23 protein-coding genes are annotated in these 22,682 nt (G+C 29.9%); 20 read left to right on the forward strand and 3 right to left on the reverse strand.

The features are described 5' to 3' along the window. The first annotated feature begins 10 nt into the window (after positions 1-10). The 8 genes from rsmB to CLOPA_RS25605 all read left to right on the forward strand — a co-directional run bounded on the left by rsmB (position 11) and on the right by CLOPA_RS25605 (position 7,892). Positions 11-1,345 carry a 16S rRNA (cytosine(967)-C(5))-methyltransferase RsmB gene (gene rsmB, locus CLOPA_RS11575; RefSeq protein WP_015615618.1) on the forward strand — a complete coding sequence of 445 codons (1,335 nt, stop codon included), beginning with the start codon at positions 11-13 and terminating at the stop codon, positions 1,343-1,345. An 8-nt stretch (positions 1,346-1,353) separates the two neighbouring features. Then, on the forward strand, positions 1,354-2,394 hold the full coding sequence (gene rlmN, locus CLOPA_RS11580) for a 23S rRNA (adenine(2503)-C(2))-methyltransferase RlmN (RefSeq protein WP_015615619.1): 1,041 nt from the start codon (positions 1,354-1,356) through the stop codon (positions 2,392-2,394). A 1-nt stretch (position 2,395) separates the two neighbouring features. After that, positions 2,396-3,139: a Stp1/IreP family PP2C-type Ser/Thr phosphatase gene (locus CLOPA_RS11585; protein ID WP_015615620.1), complete on the forward strand. Its 744-nt coding sequence runs from the start codon at positions 2,396-2,398 to the stop codon at positions 3,137-3,139. Further along, complete coding sequence (gene pknB, locus CLOPA_RS11590; protein WP_015615621.1) at positions 3,114-5,201, forward strand: Stk1 family PASTA domain-containing Ser/Thr kinase; 2,088 nt, start codon at positions 3,114-3,116, stop codon at positions 5,199-5,201. Before CLOPA_RS11585 ends, pknB begins: the two co-directional genes overlap by 26 nt. A gap of 70 nt (positions 5,202-5,271) precedes the next feature. Then, the gene (rsgA, locus tag CLOPA_RS11595) at positions 5,272-6,141 is read left to right on the forward strand and encodes a ribosome small subunit-dependent GTPase A (protein ID WP_015615622.1); all 870 of its coding nucleotides are present in this window, start codon (positions 5,272-5,274) and stop codon (positions 6,139-6,141) included. Next, positions 6,138-6,788, forward strand: a complete 651-nt coding sequence (gene rpe, locus CLOPA_RS11600; protein ID WP_015615623.1) for a ribulose-phosphate 3-epimerase — start codon at positions 6,138-6,140, stop codon at positions 6,786-6,788. Before rsgA ends, rpe begins: the two co-directional genes overlap by 4 nt. A gap of 1 nt (position 6,789) precedes the next feature. Continuing rightward, positions 6,790-7,425, forward strand: a complete 636-nt coding sequence (locus CLOPA_RS11605; protein ID WP_015615624.1) for a thiamine diphosphokinase — start codon at positions 6,790-6,792, stop codon at positions 7,423-7,425. Between the two features lie 293 nt (positions 7,426-7,718). Further along, a complete protein-coding gene (locus CLOPA_RS25605) occupies positions 7,719-7,892 on the forward strand; it encodes a hypothetical protein (protein WP_431602554.1) in 174 nt (57 codons plus the stop codon). Between the two features lie 289 nt (positions 7,893-8,181). On the opposite strand, the gene rpmB is transcribed toward CLOPA_RS25605, so the two are convergent. Continuing rightward, positions 8,182-8,373 (reverse strand): 50S ribosomal protein L28, encoded by a 192-nt coding sequence (gene rpmB / locus CLOPA_RS11610; protein WP_003442111.1) that lies wholly within the window; start codon positions 8,371-8,373, stop codon positions 8,182-8,184. A gap of 184 nt (positions 8,374-8,557) precedes the next feature. On the opposite strand from rpmB, the gene CLOPA_RS11615 reads away from it, so the two are divergent. From CLOPA_RS11615 to CLOPA_RS11640, 6 genes are all read left to right on the forward strand, one after another. Then, positions 8,558-8,905 carry an Asp23/Gls24 family envelope stress response protein gene (locus tag CLOPA_RS11615; RefSeq protein WP_041710871.1) on the forward strand — a complete coding sequence of 116 codons (348 nt, stop codon included), beginning with the start codon at positions 8,558-8,560 and terminating at the stop codon, positions 8,903-8,905. 12 nt (positions 8,906-8,917) lie between these two features. Continuing rightward, positions 8,918-10,570: a DAK2 domain-containing protein gene (locus CLOPA_RS11620; protein ID WP_015615627.1), complete on the forward strand. Its 1,653-nt coding sequence runs from the start codon at positions 8,918-8,920 to the stop codon at positions 10,568-10,570. Positions 10,571-10,639: 69 nt separating this feature from the next. Next, positions 10,640-12,676 carry an ATP-dependent DNA helicase RecG gene (gene recG, locus CLOPA_RS11625; RefSeq protein ID WP_015615628.1) on the forward strand — a complete coding sequence of 679 codons (2,037 nt, stop codon included), beginning with the start codon at positions 10,640-10,642 and terminating at the stop codon, positions 12,674-12,676. A 276-nt stretch (positions 12,677-12,952) separates the two neighbouring features. Then, positions 12,953-13,510 (forward strand): 16S rRNA (guanine(966)-N(2))-methyltransferase RsmD, encoded by a 558-nt coding sequence (gene rsmD / locus CLOPA_RS11630; RefSeq protein WP_015615629.1) that lies wholly within the window; start codon positions 12,953-12,955, stop codon positions 13,508-13,510. A 1-nt stretch (position 13,511) separates the two neighbouring features. Next, the gene (gene coaD / locus CLOPA_RS11635) at positions 13,512-13,997 is read left to right on the forward strand and encodes a pantetheine-phosphate adenylyltransferase (RefSeq protein WP_015615630.1); all 486 of its coding nucleotides are present in this window, start codon (positions 13,512-13,514) and stop codon (positions 13,995-13,997) included. 15 nt (positions 13,998-14,012) lie between these two features. Further along, positions 14,013-14,537 (forward strand): hypothetical protein, encoded by a 525-nt coding sequence (locus CLOPA_RS11640; protein ID WP_015615631.1) that lies wholly within the window; start codon positions 14,013-14,015, stop codon positions 14,535-14,537. Here the strand turns inward: CLOPA_RS11640 and ylbJ are convergent. Both ylbJ and CLOPA_RS11650 read right to left on the reverse strand, forming a co-directional pair. Beyond that, entirely contained in the window at positions 14,521-15,675 is a 1,155-nt protein-coding gene (gene ylbJ / locus CLOPA_RS11645; protein WP_015615632.1) for a sporulation integral membrane protein YlbJ, read from the reverse strand. The genes CLOPA_RS11640 and ylbJ overlap by 17 nt on opposite strands. Positions 15,676-15,751: 76 nt before the next feature. Continuing rightward, positions 15,752-16,984 (reverse strand): nucleotidyltransferase, encoded by a 1,233-nt coding sequence (locus tag CLOPA_RS11650; protein WP_015615633.1) that lies wholly within the window; start codon positions 16,982-16,984, stop codon positions 15,752-15,754. Between the two features lie 318 nt (positions 16,985-17,302). On the opposite strand from CLOPA_RS11650, the gene pta reads away from it, so the two are divergent. From pta to acpP, 6 genes are all read left to right on the forward strand, one after another. Beyond that, positions 17,303-18,304, forward strand: a complete 1,002-nt coding sequence (gene pta / locus CLOPA_RS11655; protein WP_015615634.1) for a phosphate acetyltransferase — start codon at positions 17,303-17,305, stop codon at positions 18,302-18,304. A gap of 102 nt (positions 18,305-18,406) precedes the next feature. Then, on the forward strand, positions 18,407-19,606 hold the full coding sequence (locus CLOPA_RS11660) for an acetate kinase (RefSeq protein WP_015615635.1): 1,200 nt from the start codon (positions 18,407-18,409) through the stop codon (positions 19,604-19,606). Between the two features lie 509 nt (positions 19,607-20,115). Next, positions 20,116-20,616, forward strand: coding sequence for a YceD family protein (locus CLOPA_RS11665; RefSeq protein ID WP_015615636.1), 501 nt, complete (start codon positions 20,116-20,118; stop codon positions 20,614-20,616). A 13-nt stretch (positions 20,617-20,629) separates the two neighbouring features. Beyond that, positions 20,630-20,812: a 50S ribosomal protein L32 gene (rpmF, locus tag CLOPA_RS11670; RefSeq protein WP_003442137.1), complete on the forward strand. Its 183-nt coding sequence runs from the start codon at positions 20,630-20,632 to the stop codon at positions 20,810-20,812. Between the two features lie 224 nt (positions 20,813-21,036). Next, positions 21,037-22,062, forward strand: coding sequence for a phosphate acyltransferase PlsX (plsX, locus tag CLOPA_RS11675; RefSeq protein WP_015615637.1), 1,026 nt, complete (start codon positions 21,037-21,039; stop codon positions 22,060-22,062). Between the two features lie 330 nt (positions 22,063-22,392). After that, the gene (acpP, locus tag CLOPA_RS11680) at positions 22,393-22,623 is read left to right on the forward strand and encodes an acyl carrier protein (protein WP_015615638.1); all 231 of its coding nucleotides are present in this window, start codon (positions 22,393-22,395) and stop codon (positions 22,621-22,623) included. Positions 22,624-22,682 lie beyond the last annotated feature (59 nt).

Below are 22,682 nucleotides of genomic sequence, written 5' to 3' on the forward strand. Positions count from 1 at the left end.
AGGTTATGTAATGGATAAAAGTAGAGAAATAGCAGTAAAAGTTTTAACAGGAGTTTTTAAGGATAAGTCTTATTCAAATATACTTTTAGGAAGTTCGCTAAATAAATCTAATTTAGAAGGTAAGGATAAAGCTTTGACTACTGAAATAGTATATGGCACTTTAAAATATAAATATACAATTGATAAAATTTTATCCTATTTTATTAAAAAGGATCTTCGGAGTATAGATATTTATATATTGAATATTTTAAGATCCTCTGTATATCAAATTAGATACCTGGATAGAATACCTGAATTTGCAGCTGTGAATGAAGCTGTTGAGATGACAAAAAAAGAAAAGGGAATAGGACCTTCTAAGTTTGTAAATGCTGTTCTTAGAAATTACCTTAGATCAAAGAACATAAATTTTATAGAGAAGGATAAAGATGATATAGATCAAATTTGTTTTGATTATTCCTTTGAACCCTGGATGGTAAACCTATTTTTAAAACAGTATGGTAAGGAAAATGGTATATCAATAATGGAGGGACTCAATGAAGTGCCAGGTATTTCTGTGAGAATAAATCCTTTAAAAGGAAGTTATCATGAGATTTTCAGTAAACTTTTAGATTGTGGCTTTAATGTTGAAAAAGGATACATAAATAAAGAAGCTATTAACATTATAAAAGGTGGAAACATTGAACAAAATGAATTGTTCAGAGATGGATTTATAACTGTTCAGGATGAAAGTGCTATGCTGGTAGCTTCTTCCATGGAAATCCAAGATAATATGACTATTCTTGATTTATGCAGTGCCCCTGGTGGTAAGGCTACTCATATTTGCGAGATACTAAACAACACAGGAGTAGTTAAAGCCTTTGATCTTCATGCAAATAAACTAAAATTAATAGAAAAAAATGCAAAGAGGTTAGGCATAAAGAATTTAAATTGCAGTGAGATGGACAGCAGAAAATATAATGATAAATATAAAGAAATTGCTAATAGAGTTTTGATAGATGTTCCCTGCTCAGGACTTGGAATTATAAAGAAAAAGCCAGAAATAAAGTGGAATAAGTCATTAAAGGATTTAAAAAGCTTAATAAAAACTCAGAGAAGTATTATGATAAATGCAGCAGAATATGTTAAAAGCAATGGATATTTGATATATTCAACTTGTACTTTAAATTCAGAAGAAAATGAAGAAAATATTCAGTGGTTTTTGAATAATAATAAAGTATATAAGATTGAACCTTTATATTTTGGAAAATATGATAATATAATATATAGTAAAGAAGGATGGGTAACTATAATGCCTAATAAGTACATGGATGGTTTCTTTATTTGTAAACTGAGGAAAATTGGGTAGGTGAAGTTATGATTAACATATTAGATTTTGATTTAGCAGCTTTAAAAAACTGGATGAAGGAAAATGGAGAGAAAGAATTTAGAGCAAAACAAGTATTTAACTGGATTTATAATGAAGTTTGGGATTTTTATAATATGAACAATATACCTAAATCTACAAAAGATAAATTAAATTCTTTTTTTTACATAGGTATTCCAGAATTACTTGAAGTTTATGACTCAGAGGATAACAATACAAAAAAATTTTTGTATAGATACAAAGATGGAAGTATAATTGAATGTGTAGCAATGGAATATACTTATGGCAATTCAATTTGTGTTTCTACCCAGGTAGGTTGTAAAATGGGATGTAAATTTTGTGCTTCTACTATTGGCGGCATAATAAGAAATTTAACAGCTGGTGAAATTACAGCTCAAATACTTAAAACTCAAAGTATAATTCATAAGAGAATTTCTAATGTAGTACTTATGGGAAGTGGGGAACCCTTAGACAATTATGAAAATGTAATTGCGTTTATAAATGATATAAATAATGATTATAGCCTAAACATAGGTCAAAGGCATATAACTTTGTCTACCTGTGGTATTGTTCCAAAAATATACGATTTAGCAGATTTAAAACTTCAAATAACTCTAGCAATATCTCTCCACGCATCCAGTGATGAGGAAAGAAAAAAAATTATGCCTATAGCCAATAAATACAATATTCAGGAACTGATTAAGGCATGCACTTATTATATAAGTAAAACTAATAGGAGAATAACCTTTGAATATGCTCTTGTAAAAGGTATAAATGATAATGAAGATAGTGCAAGAAAGCTTGGAGAATTGCTAAAAAATATTCTCTGTCATGTAAACTTAATACCGGTTAATACGGTTACAGAAAATAATTTTAAGAAACCTTCTAAGGAAAATATAAAGATTTTTAGTAATATACTAAATGATTTTGGTATTAATAATACTATAAGAAGAGAAATGGGAAGTGATATTAATGCCGCTTGTGGTCAGCTCAGAAGAAGTTATGCAAAGAGTATAGAAAAGAGGTGTTAAAATGGTTGGTATTTTAAGCGATATAGGCCTGTCTAGGAAGCTAAATGAAGATTATGTGGGAACTTATGAAGATGATTTGAAGAAGGTTTATATAATTGCAGATGGAATGGGGGGACATAATGCAGGAGAAATTGCAAGTAAGATTGCTGTGGACTCTACCATTAAGTATATAAACAATTTAAGTGAATTTAATGATCCTGAAACTATTTTATGTGAAGCTATTAAGTCTGCAAACATTGATATTTATAATAAGTCTCAGGAGAACTCAAGTATGACAGGCATGGGGACTACAATTACAGCTTGTTTAATAATAAAAGATAGGTTGTTAGTTGCCAATGTAGGCGATAGCAGTTGCTTTATTGTAAAACCAAATGACATTATTAAGATTACTAAAGATCATTCACTAGTACAGCAATTGGTTGATTCTGGCAGTATTACAGAGGAAGAAGCAGTAAACCATCCCAATAAAAATATTATAACTAGAGCTTTGGGAACCAATATAACTGTGGATGTAGATTTATTTTCTATAGACATAAAGGACATTTTGAAAGTTATTTTGTGTACTGATGGCTTGACAAATGTTGTAAGTAAACATGAAATATATGATATAATAATAAAAAATAATAATAAAGATGCTTGTAATCAACTGGTTGAACTTAGTAAAATGAAGGGCAGTAAGGATAATATATCTGTTATTATTTTTGAAGGAGAGTGTGAAAATGTTAGTAGGGACTACACTGAATAATAGATATGAACTTCTTGAAAAAATAGGTGAAGGCGGAACAGCAGTAGTATATAAGGCTAAATGTCATCTTTTAAATCGTTTTGTTGCAGTAAAAGTTTTAAAAGATGAATTGGCTAGTGATAAAGAATTTGTAGAAAAGTTTAAGAGAGAAGCATCATCTGCCGCTAGCTTATCAAGCAATAATATTGTAAATACTTATGATGTGGGAACTGAAAATAATATAAATTACATTGTGCTAGAATATATTAAAGGTAAAACTTTAAAACAGATTATTACTGAAGAGGGGAATTTAAGCTGGAAAAAAGCTGTGAATATAAGTAGACAAATTGCTTCAGCTCTTGATTGTGCACATAAAAACAATATTGTACATAGAGATATAAAACCACACAATATCCTAGTTACGGAAGATGGTATTGTAAAGGTTGCTGACTTTGGAATAGCTAAAGCATCTGACTCGGTTACCATTACTAATAGTAATAAAATAATGGGTTCAGCTCATTATCTATCTCCAGAGCAGGCTAAGGGAATAGTGGTTGATGGAAGAACGGATATATATTCACTAGGTATAGTTATATATGAAATGCTTACAGGAAAAGTTCCCTATGATGCTGAAAGTCCAGTGTCTGTTGCTTTAAAACATATTCAAGATCCAGTTATACCTCCACAGAATATTAATGCTAACATACCAAATAATTTAAATAATCTTGTATTAAAGTGCATGGAAAAAAATCCTGTGTCTAGATATCAAAATGCCAAAGAGCTTATAGAGGATTTAGATAAATTAAATAATAATTCAAATTTTGATAATCAGACTCTAAAAGATGATTATACTAGAGTTATGGATCCAATTAAGGACACTGCACAATTTACTCCTTTGGGAAATACCAATAATTTAAGTAAAGAAAATCTACAGGATGAAATAAAAAAGAATTCTTATACTCCAGAAGAAAATAAAGAGAACGAAGAAGAAAAACAGGATAAGGAAATCCCACATAAAAGAGTAAGTCCAGTATTAAAGAATAAAAAAAGTTTGATAATGGCTACAATTATTGCCATAGTGGCTATTATAGTGGTTGTGGTAGGCTTAAAGTTAGGTGAAAGTGCAGCAAGTGTTACAGCGAAAAGTGGAAAAGTTCCCAATATTATAGGAATGATGCAAGATAAAGCTAAAACTCTTGTGGAAAGTGAAGGTTTTAAATTTACCATAGCTGGAACTGAAAAGAATGATAAGCCTAAGGGGACTGTAATAGCGAGTTATCCTAATGTGGGAGATGCTGTTAATAAGGGAGATTCTATAAGAGTGACTATAAGTTCAGGTCCTGATCAATCTGTTGTGCCTGATGTGGGAGGATTGGATTTGGAAAAGGCGAAGGAAGTAATTCAAAATGCTGGATGTACCGTAGGAGATGTAAGTAAAGACTATAGTGACAGCCCTGTCAATACAGTTACAAGCATTAATCCTATTGCAGGAACTACTGTAGACAAAGGTAGTGCTATTAGTATGGTTATAAGTATGGGACCAAGAATAAAACAATCCGTTGTACCTTCTGTAAAAGGGAAGTCTCAGGATGAGGCAGTAGCAGCATTGAGCAATAAAAACCTTTTAGCAAATGTAATACCCAGGGAGACTCAGGATAGCAATCAAAATAATATTGTAGCAGATCAGGATATACCAGCAGGAACTAAGTTAAATCAAGGCTCTAAAGTAACTATAGCCGTTTATAAATATACTCCACCAGCAGCTGTAATGCCATCTGTAAAGGGAGTGTCACAGGATGTAGCCATAGCCAACTTGAATAGTGAAAATATAGCTTCTAATGTGTCTTACAAGATTACTCAGGATAAAAATCAGAATAATGTTGTAGCTGAGCAGGATATACAACCGGGGACTAAATTAAATCCAGGGGATAAGGTAAACTTAACTGTTTATCAATATACAGCGCCAAAAGATACTAATTCTACGGGAGATAACAACACTGTAAACAATACAGTTACAAATAATTCAACTGCAAATAATCCAACTGCAAATAATCCAGATGAAAACAAAAAAGTTAAAAAATGAAAGTCACATTTTTTTAGAAGATAAATATTATTTGTAAAATTGTGTTACTATTAAAACTTAGGGAGGCATAATGCAAGGAATAATTGTAAAAGGTATAGGCGGTTTTTATTATGTAAAAGTAGCTAATGAAATATATGAATGTAAGGCAAGGGGAAAGTTCAGGCATAATGAACTTTCCCCCTTAGTAGGAGATAATGTTGTAATAGAGCTGGACAGGGATAATAAAGGTTTTATTAAGGAAATATGTACTAGAACTTCAATGCTTATAAGACCATCTATAGCAAATGTAACTCAAGCCTTTATAGTATTTGCTGTTCGTAATCCTGATTTTAATATGGACTTATTGAATAAATTTTTAGTTCTCTGTGAAATCAATAAATTAAAAGTTGTAATATGTTTTAATAAAATTGATTTGGCTGATAAACATGAAATAGAAACTACTGTTTTATTAGTAAAAAGTATAGGCTATGAAATAATCTATTTGAATGCAAAATTAGGTCAGGGCATAGATAATATTAAAAATCATTTAAAAGAAAATATTACTGTATTTTGTGGACCTTCAGGAGTAGGTAAATCTACTATATTAAATTCTGTAGTAGGTCATTTGGCTATGGAAACAGGAGATATAAGTGAAAAATTAAAGAGAGGTAAACATACTACAAGGCATTGTGAACTTTTAGAAATAGAGGGTGGGTATGTAGCTGACTCACCTGGCTTTTCTTCTTTAGACATAGGTTTTATAAAAAAAGAAGAATTACAAAGATGTTTTCCTGAATTTGAAGATTATTATGATTCATGTAAATTTTCCACTTGCATGCATTATAAGGAACCAGGATGTGCGGTAAAAGAAGCTGTAGAAGCTGGTAAAATAAATGAGAATAGATACAAATTTTATTTAAAAACACTTGAAGAAATTTTAAATAGGAGGGAATGGAAATGATAAAATTATCTCCATCTATACTATCTGCGGATTTATCAAAGCTTGGAGAAGATGTTATTGCTTTAGAAAAATTTGGAGCAGATATGATACATATTGATGTAATGGACGGAAAATTTGTTCCAAATATATCTTTTGGTATGCCTATTATTAAAGCTATACGAAAAATATCAAAATTAAATTTTGATGTGCATTTGATGATTGAAGAGCCATCTAGATATATAGAAGATTTTGCTGTGGCTGGTGCGGATATTATAACTATTCACTATGAAAGTGATATACATTTGGATAGAACAATAAAATATATAAAGAGTTTTGGTAAAAAAGCTGGTATTGCCATAAATCCTGCAACGCCTATATCAGTATTAGAATGTATTATAGAAGAAGTAGATATGATACTTATAATGTCTGTTAATCCTGGTTTTGGTGGGCAAAGTTTTATAAATTACACTTTAAATAAAATAAGTCAGCTTAAAAAGATTGCTGACAAATATAATCCATCTCTTATGATTGAAGTGGATGGAGGAATAAATGCTGATAATATAAAAGCAGTTGTAGATGCTGGTGCTAATGTCATTGTAGCAGGTTCAGCAGTTTTTAGGAACAATGAAATAGAGAAAAATATAAGAACTTTAAAAGAAGGCATTTGATATGAAGGTAATTATCGTTTCTGGAGGTAAACCTCCTGAGGAACAAACCTTAAGAAACTATTTAGATAATGAAACCTATATTATAAGTGCAGATAGTGGAGCAAATACATTGTATAAGTATAGTATAGTGCCTAATATTATACTAGGAGATTTTGACTCAATACATAGTAATGTGCTTAATTATTTTCAGAAAGTGGGATGTAAAACAATTTCCTATCCAGCAGAAAAAAATTTTACTGATACTGAAGCAGCTATAGAGGAGGCTATTAAACTTAATCCTCAAGAAGTTTTACTTTTTGGATGTACAGGTAGCCGATTAGATCACACTTTAGCTAATTTAGGTTTATTGCATAAATGTTTAAATAATAATATAAAGGCTTATATTATAGATGAAAATAATATAATATCTCTTCACCATAAAGACTTTGAGGTTAAAGGAAAGAGAGGAGAATTATTTTCATTACAAGCCTTTGGACATGTAGTAAATAATTTATCAATTCTTAGGGCAAAATATGAACTTTATAATTATGATTTGAAATTTGGAGATCCAAGAACAGTATCTAATGAGTTACTAGATCTTCCAGTTTCTATTACTTTTAAAAGTGGAATATTAATACTTATTAAAGCTAGAGATTAAAATTTAAGTATTAGGTTACAATTTAGACTATACATCTATACATTTCATTAATAACGGCTAATATTTAAATAAGGCATATTCAAATAAATAACTAGTCAGTATGCTAGCATCTTTGGCTTACTAATTATCTTCATAATAAAATACCTATTTTATTATGAAGATAAATTGTTGTAATATATATGACAGAGCATAAAAACTTCTAAGATAAAAAACTTAGAAGTTTTTTATTTTTAGGAAATAAACGACAGTAGCCATCATATAATATTAATGGAGTAATAATGGAGGTAATTAAATTGACAAGAAAACATAATAAGCTAAAAAGAAAAAAATGGGGAATAATAGTTGCCTCTATTGGTGCAGGCATTATAATAACTTTTATTATTCCAGTTTGGGGTTGGATTATGGCAGTTGGGGCTGGCCTTATCTACGGAGGCTGGTGCTTAATTAATAATTCACATGATGATTAACCAAGGGAGGATTTATATGAAAATTTTTGCTTTTAAGCTTCCAAAATTTTTATCTTCAGTAATAAGAATTTTTATAAGAAAATAAGGCATCTTTCACTTGTTATTTATTTTCAGATACCCAGGTAAAAATAAGAAATGCAATTGCATAGGCAATTGCATTTCTTATTTTTATCCGATGACTATCCGCCCTAATACTACCATCTTTCTTATTAAAAATGGTAGTAAAGAGTGGTTACGTCCCTGGATAACGATTTCTAAGTATCATAAATACTAATACTAAGAACTTTGTTTATATAGCACGTTGAACCTTACCTGAACGAAGGCATCTTGTACATACATGTATTGTTCTTGGTGTTCCATTTACGATTGCTTTAACTTTCTTTACATTAGGAAGCCAAGTTCTTTTTGATTGACGATGTGAATGACTGTACTGAACTCCTGCTACTAGTCCTTTATCACATATATCACATTTTCTTGACATTAAAAAACACCTCCTCGAATGAAGCTATAAACTTCATAATTAACACAAACATTATTTTATCATACTAAATGCAAATTATGCAAGAAAAAAATAAGTAATCTGAAGACAATTGGATTAAATTTCTTGAATTATTAGTAAGTTTAATATAGAATATTTATATGGTACAGAATAAGGAGGAGTTAGAATGATGGGTATAGCCAATGAAAATGGATCCATTAACTATTCAGTTGATGTTCTTGCTAATATTGTAGGTATCTCTACTATGGAATGTTACGGTGTTGTTGGTATGGCTTCAAAAAATGCCAGTGATGGTTTTTGGGAACTAATTAAAGGAGAAAATTTAAGTAAAGGTGTAAAAATAAACTCAAAAGATAATAATATTAATATAGAACTATATATCATTGTAGAATATGGTACAAAAATTTCTGTTATAGCAAATAATATAATTCAAAAAATAAAATACAATGTAGAGAATTATACAGGACTTAAAGTCTCTAGCATAACAGTTAACGTTCAGGGTGTTAGAGTCTAGGGAGGTAAAAAATTGGAATACTTAAAGATAGACGGCTATAGATTTTACAATATGATGACAAATGCATGCAATAAGTTAGAAGAACAGAGAGAATTTGTTAACTCATTGAATGTTTTTCCGGTGCCGGATGGTGACACAGGAACTAATATGTCTATGACCTTTAGAAGTGCCGTTTCTGAGATTAAAGCCAAAGAAGAAAATTGTCCCATTTCTCAGGTGTCAAAGCAACTCTCAAAGGGAGCGTTAATGGGTGCTAGAGGAAATTCAGGAGTTATTTTATCTCAAATATTAAGGGGTATGGCTATAGGCTTAGGTGACATTGAGGAAGCTAATTGTCATGAATTTGCCAATAGTCTTCTTGAGGGCTGTAAGTCCGCTTATAAAGCTGTTATGAGACCTACAGAGGGAACTATTCTTACTATCGTTAAAGCAGCAGGAGAAAAGGCAATAAATAGTAAAGAGGAAAACATAACTGCATTAATGCAGGAGGTTTGTAAGCATTGTGAAGAAGTTTTAAATAAAACTCCTGATATGCTTCCAGTATTAAAAAAGGCAAATGTAGTAGATGCTGGTGGAATGGGGTTTTTAATAATACTTAGAGGTATGTATGAAGCCCTTAATAACAATATAGAAGTTTCTTTAGCGGAAAAAAAGGAACATATATCAGAAAATTTTATGCATCAGCAGGATATAGATCCATCACAAATAAAATTTGGATATTGTACTGAATTTTTTATTAAGTCCAAAGGGGCAGATCTAGAAGCTTTTAAAAAGGATTTAGCACCTTATGGTGATTCTATGATTGTAGTAGGTGAGGATGAGATTATAAAGATTCATATTCATACAAATGATCCTGGACTCATTTTATCTAAAGCATTGAAATTAGGAGAACTTTCTAAGATAAAAATTGATAATATGAGAGAACAGCACAGACGTATTTTAGAGGCTGAATACCCCGCTGAAAATCAGGTTGTAAGTAATGAAATCGTTGAGAAAAATGATGATTTAAAAAAATATGCATTTATTTCCGTTGCATCTGGTAAAGGAATAATAGAAATATTCAGGGATTTAGGAGTGGACTATGTAATTGAAGGCGGCCAGACAATGAATCCAAGTACACAGGATATTCTTGGTTCTATTAACAAATTAAATGCAGAAAACATATTTGTATTGCCAAATAATAAGAACATAATAATGGCTGCCACTCAAGCTGCTGAACTTAGCGATAAGAATATCGTAGTAATACCTACAAAAACTATCCCACAAGGTATAACTTGTGTTACAGAATTCAATGAATATGAAGATACTAATATAAATATAGATAACATGACTAAAGCAATGTCAAAGGTTGGTACTGGAGCAATAACTTATGCTGTAAGGGATACAGAGATCAATGGTAAATGTATTAAGCAAGGAGATATTTTAGGTTTAATAGAAGGTGAGATTAAGGAAGTTGGCAATGACAGCTGTGGTATTTGCGAAAGCTTAATAAAACAAATGGTAAATAAAGATAGTGAGCTTATCTCATTATATTACGGATATGAATGTGAGGAAACTGAAGTTAAAGATTTAGTTAATAGGATAGAAAAAGCCTATCCAGAATTGGATGTTCAATATATTAATGGACAGCAGCCTTTGTATTATTTTATAATTTCAGTTGAATAAAAAAAGCCTAAGGGCTTTTTTTATTACAAATAAACAACAAAACTTGATTTTTTAAGATAGGAGTTTCTAATGAATGTATATAATGATATAGATTGTATAAAGGGTGTTGGTCCTAAAATTAAAATTGTACTGAACAAATGTGGTATTTTTTCTGTGTTGGATTTACTCCTATACTTTCCAAGGGACTATGAAAATGTACCCTACATAAAAAATATAAATGATGCTGATAAGGGAAAGAAGATAATAGTCAATTGCAGATTTTTAAAAAATGAAGGTAGTTTTAGAAGTAAAAATGGTAAAATAATTTCAAAACTCATATTTACAGACGGCTTTAATATTTTTAGAGGCATCTGGTTTAATATGCCATATATTAACAAAAGCTTTATAATAGATAATCAGTATATATTAATGGGAAAATTAAATAAGATTAAGGGAGAAATAACCTTAGAAGTCCCTCAGATTATTAAAGATGAAAATATTCAATTGGGAAAACTTATTCCAATTTACTCCTTGAGAGAAAATTTACAGAGTTCATATTTTATAAGGATGCTATCTGGGATATTATCACAGATTAATATTGAAGAGAATCTACCAGATTGGGTTATAGAAAAATATAGTTTTTATTCTCTAGACAAAGCTATAAGATGTATTCATAATCCAAAAAACTTTATTGAATTAAATGAGGCAAAAAAGAGACTTAAATTTCAAGAACTATTTACCTATTCTTTAAAGGTATTAATTCTAAGAGATTATATAAATAAAGGTAAAAAAGGTGTAACTTTTAAAATTTCACCAGAACTTAATGAATTAAAAAATAAATTGCCATATTCTCTTACAAAGGCTCAAAGTAAAGTTATAAGGGAAATTTTAATAGATGAAAAAAAACCTTTAGCTATGAATAGATTAGTGCAGGGAGATGTAGGCTCTGGTAAGACTATCATAGCATTAATTGCTATGTTTAATGTAATTAAGAATGGGTACCAGGCAGTTTTGCTGGCGCCTACAGAAATACTTTCAAAACAGCACTATATTGAAGCGGAAAAGCTTTTATCACAATTTAATATAAATATAGAATTATTAACAGGCAGTATCACTGAAAAAAATAAAATCAGAATTAAAAATGATTTAAAAGAAGGAAAAATCCACATGATAATAGGAACTCATGCACTTTTGGAGGATAATGTAGAATTTGAAAATCTTGGAATGGTGGTAACAGATGAGCAGCATAGATTTGGTGTAATGCAAAGAAGTAAAATATTTAATAAAGGAAATAATATAGATGTGTTAGTAATGACTGCCACACCTATACCTAGAACTTTGGGATTATATTTGTATGGAGATTTAGACGTCTCTAGTATTGATGAACTTCCTCCTGGAAGGCAAAAAGTGGATACCTATTATACAGATAAAAAGAATAGTGAAAAAGTATATGGATTTGCTATTAAGGAATTGGAGAAAAAAAGGCAAATATATGTAGTTTGCCCACTGGTGGAGGAAAATGAAAAACTGGACTTAAGTTCAGTGAATAGCCTAATGGAAGAACTTAAGAAAAAACACTTTGAAAATTTTGTAGTTGAAATGATTTATGGGAAAATGCCTGCAAAAGATAAGGAAGATATAATGACTAGGTTTAATAAAGGTAAGATTGATGTTTTGATATCCACAACGGTTATTGAAGTGGGTGTAAATGTCCCCAATGCTAGTATGATTATTATCGAAAATGCAGAACGTTTTGGACTTTCACAGCTGCATCAATTGAGGGGAAGAGTTGGAAGAGGAGAAAATAAGTCTTATTGTTTTTTAATTGCAGATATTAAAAGTAAAAGGGTAAAGCAAAGGATGGATATACTTAAAAATAGCAATGATGGATTTTACATAGCAGAGGAAGATTTTAAAATTAGAGGAAGTGGTGAAATATTTGGCTTTAGGCAACATGGGGAAGATAATCTTATATTATCTAACCTAATAGAGGATTCTCATATATTAAAAGAAGCTAATAAGGAAGCCAAAATTTTAATTAAAAGCAATGCCAAAAGAGATATATTTATTAAAGAACACATTTTAAATAAACTGGAACTTACTTCAAAATATATATGTTTTAACTGACAAAAAATTATGAATTCTATTAATAAGTTTATAAAATAAACAAAAAACTTTGTATAAATTAATACTCTATGCTACAATATTAGGGAAATGAAAGGCAACTGAAAATAAATAACAAGATAAAGATGAGAGATATTTTGAATCACACAAATAGAGATAGCTTCTGATGATAGCGATGGATGCTGTCAGAAGGTCATTCTAATACAGAATAATTCAAAATAAAATAATTACTAGCTAATTATTTTTTGAAGATGATAAAGGTAAAGGGAGGGAAAAAGTATGCGAATAATTGCTGGTCTTGCAAAGGGAAGAAAATTATTATCACCTGAAGGCATGGAAACAAGACCAACCTTAGATAGAATAAAGGAGTCAATGTTTAGCATAATCCAAAATGATGTACCTTATGCTGTGGTTTTGGATGTATTTGCAGGTACAGGAAGTCTTGGTTTGGAAGCTGCAAGTCGTGGTGCAAAGCAGTGCTATTTGGTTGATAAAAGTCCTATAACCTTTCCTATTTTAGAGAAAAATGTAGAAACTTTAAAATTTGAGAATATTTGTAAATGCTTAAATATGGATTCCTATAAGGCATTATATAAATTATCAGATGAGAGTGTTATATTTAATTTAATATTTCTAGATCCTCCTTATATGAAAAATATGATTCCAAAAGCTATAGATATTATTGATGATAAAAATTTGTTACATAGAGATGGATTAATTGTAACTAAAATTGATTCCGATGAGGAAATATATCAAGGGAATGGGAAAATAGATTTAATAGATTTTAGAAAGTATGGTAATACAACTGTGTGTTTTTACAGATATAAGGAGGACTAAAATGAAGGTAGCTGTCTACCCGGGAAGTTTTGATCCCATAACCAATGGACATCTAGATATAATTAAAAGAGCAGCAAATGTATTTGATGAAGTTATAGTAGTAGTTCTTTTAAATCCACAAAAAAAAGGCTTATTTTCTGTGGAGGAAAGATTAGAACTTATAAAAAGAGTTTTAAAATTTAACCAAAATATAAAAATTGAATGTTACAATGGATTACTTGTGGATTTTATGAAAGAAAAAGGAGCAAAAGTTATAATAAAGGGACTTAGGGCTATGTCTGATTTTGAATATGAATTTCAAATGGCTCTGATGAATAACAAATTAGATCCTGATGTAGAAACAGTGTTTATGATGACAAGAGCTGAATATTCCTATTTAAGCTCTTCATCGGTGAAACAAGTTGCTGTGTTTGGCGGGTGTATTAAAGGATTAGTTCCAGATGAAATTATATCAGATATACTAAAGAAATCCCAAAGTTCTAAATAAGGGGAGAATATAAATATGAATGTTATGAAGCTTTTAGAATATTTGTCAGATATTATAGACACCTCGACAAAATTACCTATGACAGGTAAGGCTGTTGTTAATAAAAAAGAAGTTTGTGAAGTTATTAATGATATAATTTCAGCTCTTCCTGATGAATTAAAAAAAGCTCAGTGGATTATAAATGAAAAGGACAGAATATTAAGTGATGCGCTAAAAGAAGCTGATATCATCAGGCGAAGAAATGCTCAGAATATAATGAAGGAAATTGAAGAACATGATATAACTAAAGAAGCAAAAATAAATGCGGAAGAAATAATCACTTCGGCACAAAATTCAGCAAAGGACATTAAAATAGCTTCTAGAGATTATGCAAATAATGTGCTGAAAGACCTTGACAGAGAAATTAAGGAAATAAATGATGTTACGCTTTCTAATATAAAAAGTGAAATGGAGAAATTTTTAGTCAATTATCAAAAAAAAGTGAATTGTACAAGAGATATAATCAAAGAGAATATTAAAGAGGTTAAAAAGATTCAATAAATTTTATACTTTTATATACTATAAATGGAAATACTGCTATTAAAACTAGTAAAGGTATTAAAATATTGGAACTTGTAAATGGAACATGGGTACTTTGATTTATTGTAAATATCCCGTAATTGCTAATTTTAAATAGAATTAAAGTAGTGAAGGAAGCAAGTATTCCTTGAAATATTTTTCTATATATGTATTTGAATAGTGGGAAATTATATTGGTTTGTATAGGCATAAGTCTGTGCTATAACACATAATCCACCAAAGGAAGTAAAGAAGCTAAATAGCATTAATTTTAATTCGATATTTAAGGATGAAGTGGAAACTAAATTACATCCATTTGTCATTTCAATAGAACCAAGTAAAAGTGAACCTAATATTGTATTTTGATTTACTGCAGAAAATACTGCAGTATTTTTTATTATACCAAGTAATACAGAAAAAATTGTTATGAAGCCTAAAACTAAAAGGGAAGAAGTTATAGAATTTTCTACGCTATTTTTAAGTACATTTCCTATATTTTGCTTTTTAAAAACATGCTTATCAATAGTTTTAGCTTCTTTAAAAGCGGTATTACCAGGTATAAGTAAACCCATAATAAAACAAGAAATATAACTTGAAATTAATAAAATATAACCGTAGTGGGAGGAACCTAACATGCTTTCACCTATAGTTCCAACTAAAAATAAAGGACTGCAGTTTGTAGCTATATTAATAAGTCTTGAAGCTATATTAAAATCTATATCCTTTTTTTCTAAGAGTTCACAGCAATACTGAGAGCCCATAGGATATCCGCATAAGAAACTTATTATCAGTACAATACTGCATTTGCTTGGAAGCCTTAGTGGTTTACATAACAACTTACCAAAGACTTTTGAATAAATATAAATTCCATCATAAGCTATAATTATATTTAGCAGCATTGTAAATGGAAACATGGTTGGAAATACTTTGTAAGCAAAGAGCTTGGCCCCATTGATTGCATTGTTAATGCAATTTGCCGGATTTATTATAATAGAAAATATAATGAAAGAGCATAATATAGTAGTGAATATACTAATGATTTCATTTTTGGTATAGCTGTGTATTAGAATAAAGGTTGTAAAAAATACTAGTATAATAATTATATAAAAAATAATATTCAAGTAAAAATCTCCTTATAAGTAATCTAATTTATTTATATTTAAAAAGGAGATAATTATTACTATTTTGAATATCTATTTATTTTCTGATTATTAAAGGACTATTTAAATAATCGGATAAGGGTTTTACATTCTTATTTATAATACTGTAGGCATTAGTTGAAAGTATATCCAATTTTAAGCATTCACAGCTAACCTTGTATTTGGGAAGCTTTAGGTATACAGGAATAGTTGAATTATTTTTAATATATCTTAAAATTTCTATTCCTCTATTGTTAAAAGCAAGTACCCTTGCATAGGGGCAGGGAGATTTTCTTAGAATTTCTGTTTGGTAATTTTCAAAGCCAATAAAATATTGACATAAAATTCTGCTTAATCTTGTGTAAGAGTATCTTTTACTTTTTATATTAGTCATGAGTTCATCAAAGTCTTTGCAATTAATAATTGATTTATAAATTTTATTATTAAGGCCCTCATTGGCATCAGGAATTTTATTTAAATTATTGGGACCTGTAATACATTTATACTTTAAAAATTCAAATATATTTTTCAAAAAAGTAAAATCATAATTGTTATATAACAGAGATGATAATTCCTGATAAACTGATTTTGGTAAAAAATAATTCAAAATATCTAATTCACTTTTGTTTTCTATTTTTTCTCTTATGGCAGTTGCACTAGGAAATTTAGAGGTTATTTTTTGTGAGTTATAGTTATCGCCCTCTCTTTTTATAGTAACAGCTTTAATAGAACTATTTAATCGTATTAAACTTTTACAATATTCAATTGCTAAAATATTGTTAGAGCTAGAAAGCATAGCTTCTATAGAATTTATGAAATTTATATCTATATCCTTGGATATAAATTTTAATAAGGCCTTACTTCTAGCAGTAAAATAAGGCAATCCTAAGGAAATATATTCTTTTAATAAATGAGAGTATTCACTAGGTGGATTTTGTAGTATATTTGATAGATAGTAAATTAATTTTAAATCTCCAGACTCACTACCAAAGCATAATGAATCTACTATTTTTAAACTATTTAGTAGACTTATTGCTCCGTAGGAAAAGAATTCTGCTGAAGAAATGCTGTATATAGCAGGTAATTCTATTACCAAATCTATGCCGTTTAAAACTGCTAATTTTGCACGAGTCCATTTATCTAACAGCGCAGGTTGGCCACGTTGAACAAAATTTCCGCTAAGTACTCCTATGAGCCCGTCACAATTTGTTATTTCTCTTGTTTTATTTATATGGAAAACGTGACCATTATGCATTGGATTGTATTCTGCTACTATTGCCGAAACTTTCAAAAAATCACCTTCATTAATTATTATGTAATAGCTTATTAGTAGCTATTATACCTGATAAATACATGACATGGAAATGAAAATTTTTACATAATCTTGTCAAAACTTAATGGATTTAGATATAATTTTATCAATATATTTACTAATATTTTATGTAATAATTAAAATTGTTAGAAATTTTTCAATATATTGAATATAAGCTTTTTTGTTTTTTATATTGAAATTCTTCTATTAAAAGATGTATATTAGTAGTATGTGTTACAAGTATATGTTTAACTTAAGGAATTAAATATATACTATATAAGGAAGGGAGAAAGAAATATGGAAATAATGGAATCAATATGGGAAATGGCAAAAGGTGACAAAAAAAGAATTATTTTGGCTGAAGGTGAAGAAAAAAGAAATTTACAGGCATGTGATAAAATATTAAAAAATGGACTAGCAAACATTGTTTTAGTTGGGAATAAGGAAAAAATAGCAGAAAGTTCAAAGCAATTGGGGATAGACGTTAGTGGAGCTGAGATAGTAGATCCTAACACTTCAGATTTAACAGAGGGATACGCAAAAGAATTCTATGAACTTAGAAAAAAGAAGGGCATGACTTTAGAAAAAGCTGAAAAAATGGTAAGAGATCCTTTATATTTTGCAACTATGGCAATTAAGATGGGATATGTTGATGGTATGGTTTCTGGTGCAATTCATACTACTGGAGATCTTTTAAGACCAGGTTTACAAATTGTAAAAACTGCTCCAGGAGTAAAAATTGTATCAGGATTTTTTGTTATGATGGTACCAGATTGTAAGTATGGAGAAAGTGGATTGCTTTTATTTGCAGATTGCGCAGTAAACCCAAATCCAACTGCTGAAGAACTTGCAGCTATTGCCATAACTACTGCTGAAACAGCTAAAAAATTATGTAATCTTGATCCAAAGGTTGCTATGCTTTCCTTCTCTACTATGGGAAGTGCAAAGGGAGAACTTGTAGAAAAAGTACAAAAAGCAACTGCAATAGCTAAGGAAATGAGAACTGATATTGATATTGATGGTGAGCTTCAATTAGATGCTGCTATTGAAGAAGAAGTAGCTAAGTTAAAGGCACCAGGAAGTAGTGTAGCTGGTAAGGCTAATGTTTTAGTATTCCCTGATCTACAGACAGGTAATATTGGATATAAATTAGTACAGAGATTTGCAAAGGCAAAGGCAATAGGACCTATATGTCAGGGCTTTGCAAAACCTATAAATGATTTATCTAGAGGATGTAGTGCAGATGATATAGTTAATGTGGTAGCAATGACTGCAGTTCAAGCACAAAAGGGGATTTAATAAATTAATAGAAGACATTTGAAAGAAAATAGCAGGTCAAGATGTACGAGCTCTTGAAAGGCTATTTCTTTCAATATGTCTAAATGAAAGGAAGGTAAATTTATGAAGGTTTTAGTAATCAACTGTGGAAGTTCATCTTTAAAATATCAATTAATAGATATGCAGGGTGAAAAAGTATTGGCAAAGGGATTAGTGGAAAGAATAGGTATAGAGGGCTCTATACTTACACAAAAGGTAAATGGCGAAAAATATATAATTGAACAGCCAATGAATGATCATAAAGAGGCAATAAAATTAGTACTAGATGCACTGGTAGACAATGAACATGGAGTAATAAAGGATATGTCCGAAATATCAGCTGTAGGACATAGAGTTGTACATGGCGGTGAAAAATATGCAAACTCCGTACTTATTGATGAAAATGTAATGGAATCAATTAAAGAGTGTATAAAATTAGCACCATTACATAATACACCTAATATCATTGGTATAAATGCATGTAAAGATTTAATGCCAAATACTCCAATGGTAGCTGTGTTCGATACGGCTTTCCATCAAACATTACCAAATTATGCATATATGTATCCGCTGCCATATGATCTATATACTAAATATGGTATTAGAAAATATGGTTTTCATGGAACATCACATAAATATGTTTCAAAAGCTACAGCTGAATTTTTGAACAAGGATATAAAAGCTCTTAAGATAATTACATGTCATCTTGGTAATGGAGCAAGTTTAGCTGCTGTAGAAGGCGGAAAATCTGTAGATACAAGTATGGGATTTACTCCACTTGCAGGAGTGGCAATGGGAACAAGAAGTGGTGATATTGATCCTGCAATAGTAACATTTTTAGTAAAAGAATTGAATTTAACAAGTGATGAAGTGAATAATTTGTTAAATAAGAAATCTGGTATTTATGGAATTTACGGTAAAAGCAGTGATATGAGAGATATAAAGAAAGCCGGTTTAAAGGAAAATGACGAAAGAGCAATCCTGGCTTTAAATGTTTTTCACTATAAAGTAAAACAATTCATAGGTTCTTATGCGGCATCTATGAATGGAGTGGATGCTGTAGTATTTACTGGTGGTATTGGCGAAAATTCACCTGAAAATAGAGAAGGAATATGTGAAAATATGGATTTCTTAGGTATTAAAATTGATAAGAAAAAGAATGAAGAAACTATAGGCAATGATGCGGATATAAGTGCTGCAGACTCAAAGGTAAAAGTTTTAGTTATTCCTACTAATGAGGAACTTATGATTGCTAGAGATACAAAAGATATTGCAGCTAAATAGAATTTTAGATTAATTGAAAAATTTTATTTATGTTCAAGTTTTGAAACTAGTTATCTAGGAAATGGAGACTGTTAATCTCTAACTTTATCCGATGACTACCCACTCTGATACTCCCATCGCACTTTGTGAAAGCGATTCACAGAAAATCAAAGATTTTTGTTCTCTGCTTTCCTTCAAAGTGGGAGTAAAGAGTGGATATGTCCCTGGATAACGACTTCTAAGCATCAGAGGTCATAAACAAAAACTCCACCTGATGCCAAGAATTCTGTTTATAAGATGGAGTATTACAGCCACTATTTATTATGGTATAATTAAATTAAATCTTGACATTTATTATGTAGATTTATATAATGAATTATGTTATTCTACATAGTAGGATTAATTAGTAACTAGCTATCTGTATATTGAGGAGGGAATAGCAGCTTTAGCTCAAGCTATGTGTTTTGCACATTATATACATATTCTATATGTATGAGAAGAGTTATTGATAATTTTTCAGAGCTAACTATATGATGATAAATATTTCTGATTTAATTGATAAAAAAGCAACTAAAAAAGATATTGATGTAGTATTGGATTTAAAAGAATTTAGTGATGATTACGAGACCTATCAGGTATTGGAGCCTATAAGAGTTAAGGCAACTTTGGTGAGACCAGGTGATATAATTTCTCTTGATGGATTTATCTGTGGGGAAATTCAGCTTACATGTTCTAGATGTCTCGAAAATTTTAGCTATAAATTACAGCTTGAATTACAGGAAAAGCTAACTAATGATCCTGAAAATAAGGATGATGAACTCATCTTTATAAATAATGATAAATTAGATTTGATAGAAATTGTTGAAAACAATATTATAATGTCACTTCCTATACAAAGGTTGTGTAAAGAGAATTGTAAGGGTTTATGTCAAGTTTGTGGTACAAATCTGAATAATAGCACTTGTAATTGTGAAAATTCAGATATAGATCCAAGACTAGCTGAGCTTAAAGATTTGTTTTCAAACAACTAAGGAGGTGTTTATTGTGGGAAATCCAGCAAGAAAGTTTTCAAAAGGTAGAAGAGATTCAAGAAGAGCACAAACTTTTAAATTAAGTGCACCAGGCATAGTTGAGTGCCCAAATTGTCACGAGATGAAACTTGCACACAGAGTTTGCAAAAACTGTGGGCATTACAAAGATAAAGAAGTTGTTGCAGTAGCAAAATAGAGAAAAGAAAGTCGTAAGACTTTCTTTTTTTATGTCATGACGAATCTATTACATTTACGTCAGGTCATTGAAAAGTATAGCCATTAATTATGAGATAAACGTAAGATTATTATTAAATAAAATAATTTTTTTATATATTTATGGTAAACTATTAATTATTGTGATTAAATCTATATATAAGAGTATTTATAAAATTTATTCATAAAAGGGAAGTGTGATGAATAATGATTATAGCAATAGATGGAATGGGTGGAGATAATGCACCTAATGCTGTAGTAGAGGCCTGTACAGAAGCGGTTAATGAATTTGGAGTAAACATAATTATAACAGGTAATGAACAAGTCATAAAAAGAGAATTGGAAAAATATAATTATGATAAAAATAAAATAGACATAGTGAATGCAAGTGAGGTTATAACTCCAGATGAACATCCAGTAATGGCTATCAAGAAGAAAAAGGATTCTAGCCTTTACAAAGCTTTAAATTTAGTCAAAGAGGGAAAAGCGCAAAGTATTATTTCAGCGGGTAGTACAGGTGCACTTATGGCAGGAGCTACTTTTGTAATTGGAAGAATAAAAGGTATAGATAGAATTGCACTTGCACCAATTATGCCTGGTAAGAACTCAACTTTTATGGTGGTAGATGCAGGGGCCAATGTGGATTGTAAACCTCAATACCTATTACAGTTTGCCTTTATGGGAAAAATATATTTTGAAAATATTTTGAAAATAAATAATCCCAGTATTGGACTTATAAATATAGGTATAGAAGAAGAAAAAGGAAATGACCTTACAAAAAAAGTTTATAAGCTTTTAAAGGAAGCAGACTTTAATTTTGTAGGGAATATAGAACCAAGAGATATTTCCAGTGGTGACACGAATATATTAGTTTGTGATGGATTTGTTGGAAATACCGTATTAAAAATGTATGAAGGAGTGGCTTCTAATATCTTTAATATGCTGAAAACAGAAATAATGTCATCTACAAGATCTAAAATAGGTGGTATTTTTTTAAAACCTGTATTTAAAAATTTTAAAAAGAAATTTGATTACACAGAATACGGTGGGTCTTCATTTTTAGGTACAAAAGCTGTAGTTATAAAGGCACATGGTAGTTCTAATGTAAAGGCTTTTAAAAATGCTATAAGGCAGGCTAAAATTTGTTATGAAGGTGAATTTATAGGTAAAATATCTAGTGAACTTGGAAAAATAAATGAGTTAATTAGTAAATCTAAATCTGAAATAATTTAATAAAAATAACTTAGTTTTACTTGAACATTTATGTTTTATTGCTGTATAATCATAAAAGTAGTAAAGATATAATTATCTTTAGTATATAAGGCATATTTAAATAAATGGCTAGTCATATGCTAGTCTATTATAATCATCCTACTACGTCAACAGAACCCTCAGATAGCTCACTATCATCTGAACCTGTTTCCTTGTATGATTCATAATAGACGTCGTATCTTTGAATTACTATTTATTTTCATATACCTAAGTTTAAAATTTGTCATATTAATATTGACGGTTAGGTTTATATGTAATATTATCTATATAGAGTTTAGGAGGTGAATTTATATGTTTGAAAAGGTTAAAGATATTATAGCTGAACAGTTAGGTTTAGATGCTAGTGAAATAACGTTACAATCTTCATTTGTCGATGATTTAGGTGCTGATTCACTTGATATAGTTGAATTAATAATGGCTTTGGAAGAGGAATTTGATATAGAATTTCCTGATGAAGATGCTGAAAAGGTAGCAACTGTCGGAGATGTGGTAGAATACATAAAAGCACATACCGAGGAATAGAATGCAAGTCCCGTTTAATACGGGGCTTTAAATTTATATAGAATTTTAAAAAAGTTTAT

The sequence above is a fragment of the Clostridium pasteurianum BC1 genome, from assembly GCF_000389635.1.
GTDB lineage: Bacteria > Bacillota > Clostridia > Clostridiales > Clostridiaceae > Clostridium_I > Clostridium_I pasteurianum_A.

Coding starts and splice junctions, on each gene's coding strand:
- pta (WP_015615634.1), top strand. CDS start 17,303: ATGGAAATAATGGAATCAATATGGGAAATGGCAAAAGGTGACAAAAAA.
- CLOPA_RS11585 (WP_015615620.1), top strand. CDS start 2,396: ATGGTTGGTATTTTAAGCGATATAGGCCTGTCTAGGAAGCTAAATGAA.
- pknB (WP_015615621.1), top strand. CDS start 3,114: ATGTTAGTAGGGACTACACTGAATAATAGATATGAACTTCTTGAAAAA.
- CLOPA_RS11665 (WP_015615636.1), top strand. CDS start 20,116: ATGATGATAAATATTTCTGATTTAATTGATAAAAAAGCAACTAAAAAA.
- rlmN (WP_015615619.1), top strand. CDS start 1,354: ATGATTAACATATTAGATTTTGATTTAGCAGCTTTAAAAAACTGGATG.
- CLOPA_RS11640 (WP_015615631.1), top strand. CDS start 14,013: ATGAATGTTATGAAGCTTTTAGAATATTTGTCAGATATTATAGACACC.
- recG (WP_015615628.1), top strand. CDS start 10,640: ATGAATGTATATAATGATATAGATTGTATAAAGGGTGTTGGTCCTAAA.
- rsmB (WP_015615618.1), top strand. CDS start 11: ATGGATAAAAGTAGAGAAATAGCAGTAAAAGTTTTAACAGGAGTTTTT.
- rpe (WP_015615623.1), top strand. CDS start 6,138: ATGATAAAATTATCTCCATCTATACTATCTGCGGATTTATCAAAGCTT.
- coaD (WP_015615630.1), top strand. CDS start 13,512: ATGAAGGTAGCTGTCTACCCGGGAAGTTTTGATCCCATAACCAATGGA.
- plsX (WP_015615637.1), top strand. CDS start 21,037: ATGATTATAGCAATAGATGGAATGGGTGGAGATAATGCACCTAATGCT.
- rsmD (WP_015615629.1), top strand. CDS start 12,953: ATGCGAATAATTGCTGGTCTTGCAAAGGGAAGAAAATTATTATCACCT.
- CLOPA_RS11615 (WP_041710871.1), top strand. CDS start 8,558: ATGATGGGTATAGCCAATGAAAATGGATCCATTAACTATTCAGTTGAT.
- CLOPA_RS11660 (WP_015615635.1), top strand. CDS start 18,407: ATGAAGGTTTTAGTAATCAACTGTGGAAGTTCATCTTTAAAATATCAA.
- rsgA (WP_015615622.1), top strand. CDS start 5,272: ATGCAAGGAATAATTGTAAAAGGTATAGGCGGTTTTTATTATGTAAAA.
- CLOPA_RS11605 (WP_015615624.1), top strand. CDS start 6,790: ATGAAGGTAATTATCGTTTCTGGAGGTAAACCTCCTGAGGAACAAACC.
- acpP (WP_015615638.1), top strand. CDS start 22,393: ATGTTTGAAAAGGTTAAAGATATTATAGCTGAACAGTTAGGTTTAGAT.
- rpmB (WP_003442111.1), bottom strand. CDS start 8,373: ATGTCAAGAAAATGTGATATATGTGATAAAGGACTAGTAGCAGGAGTT.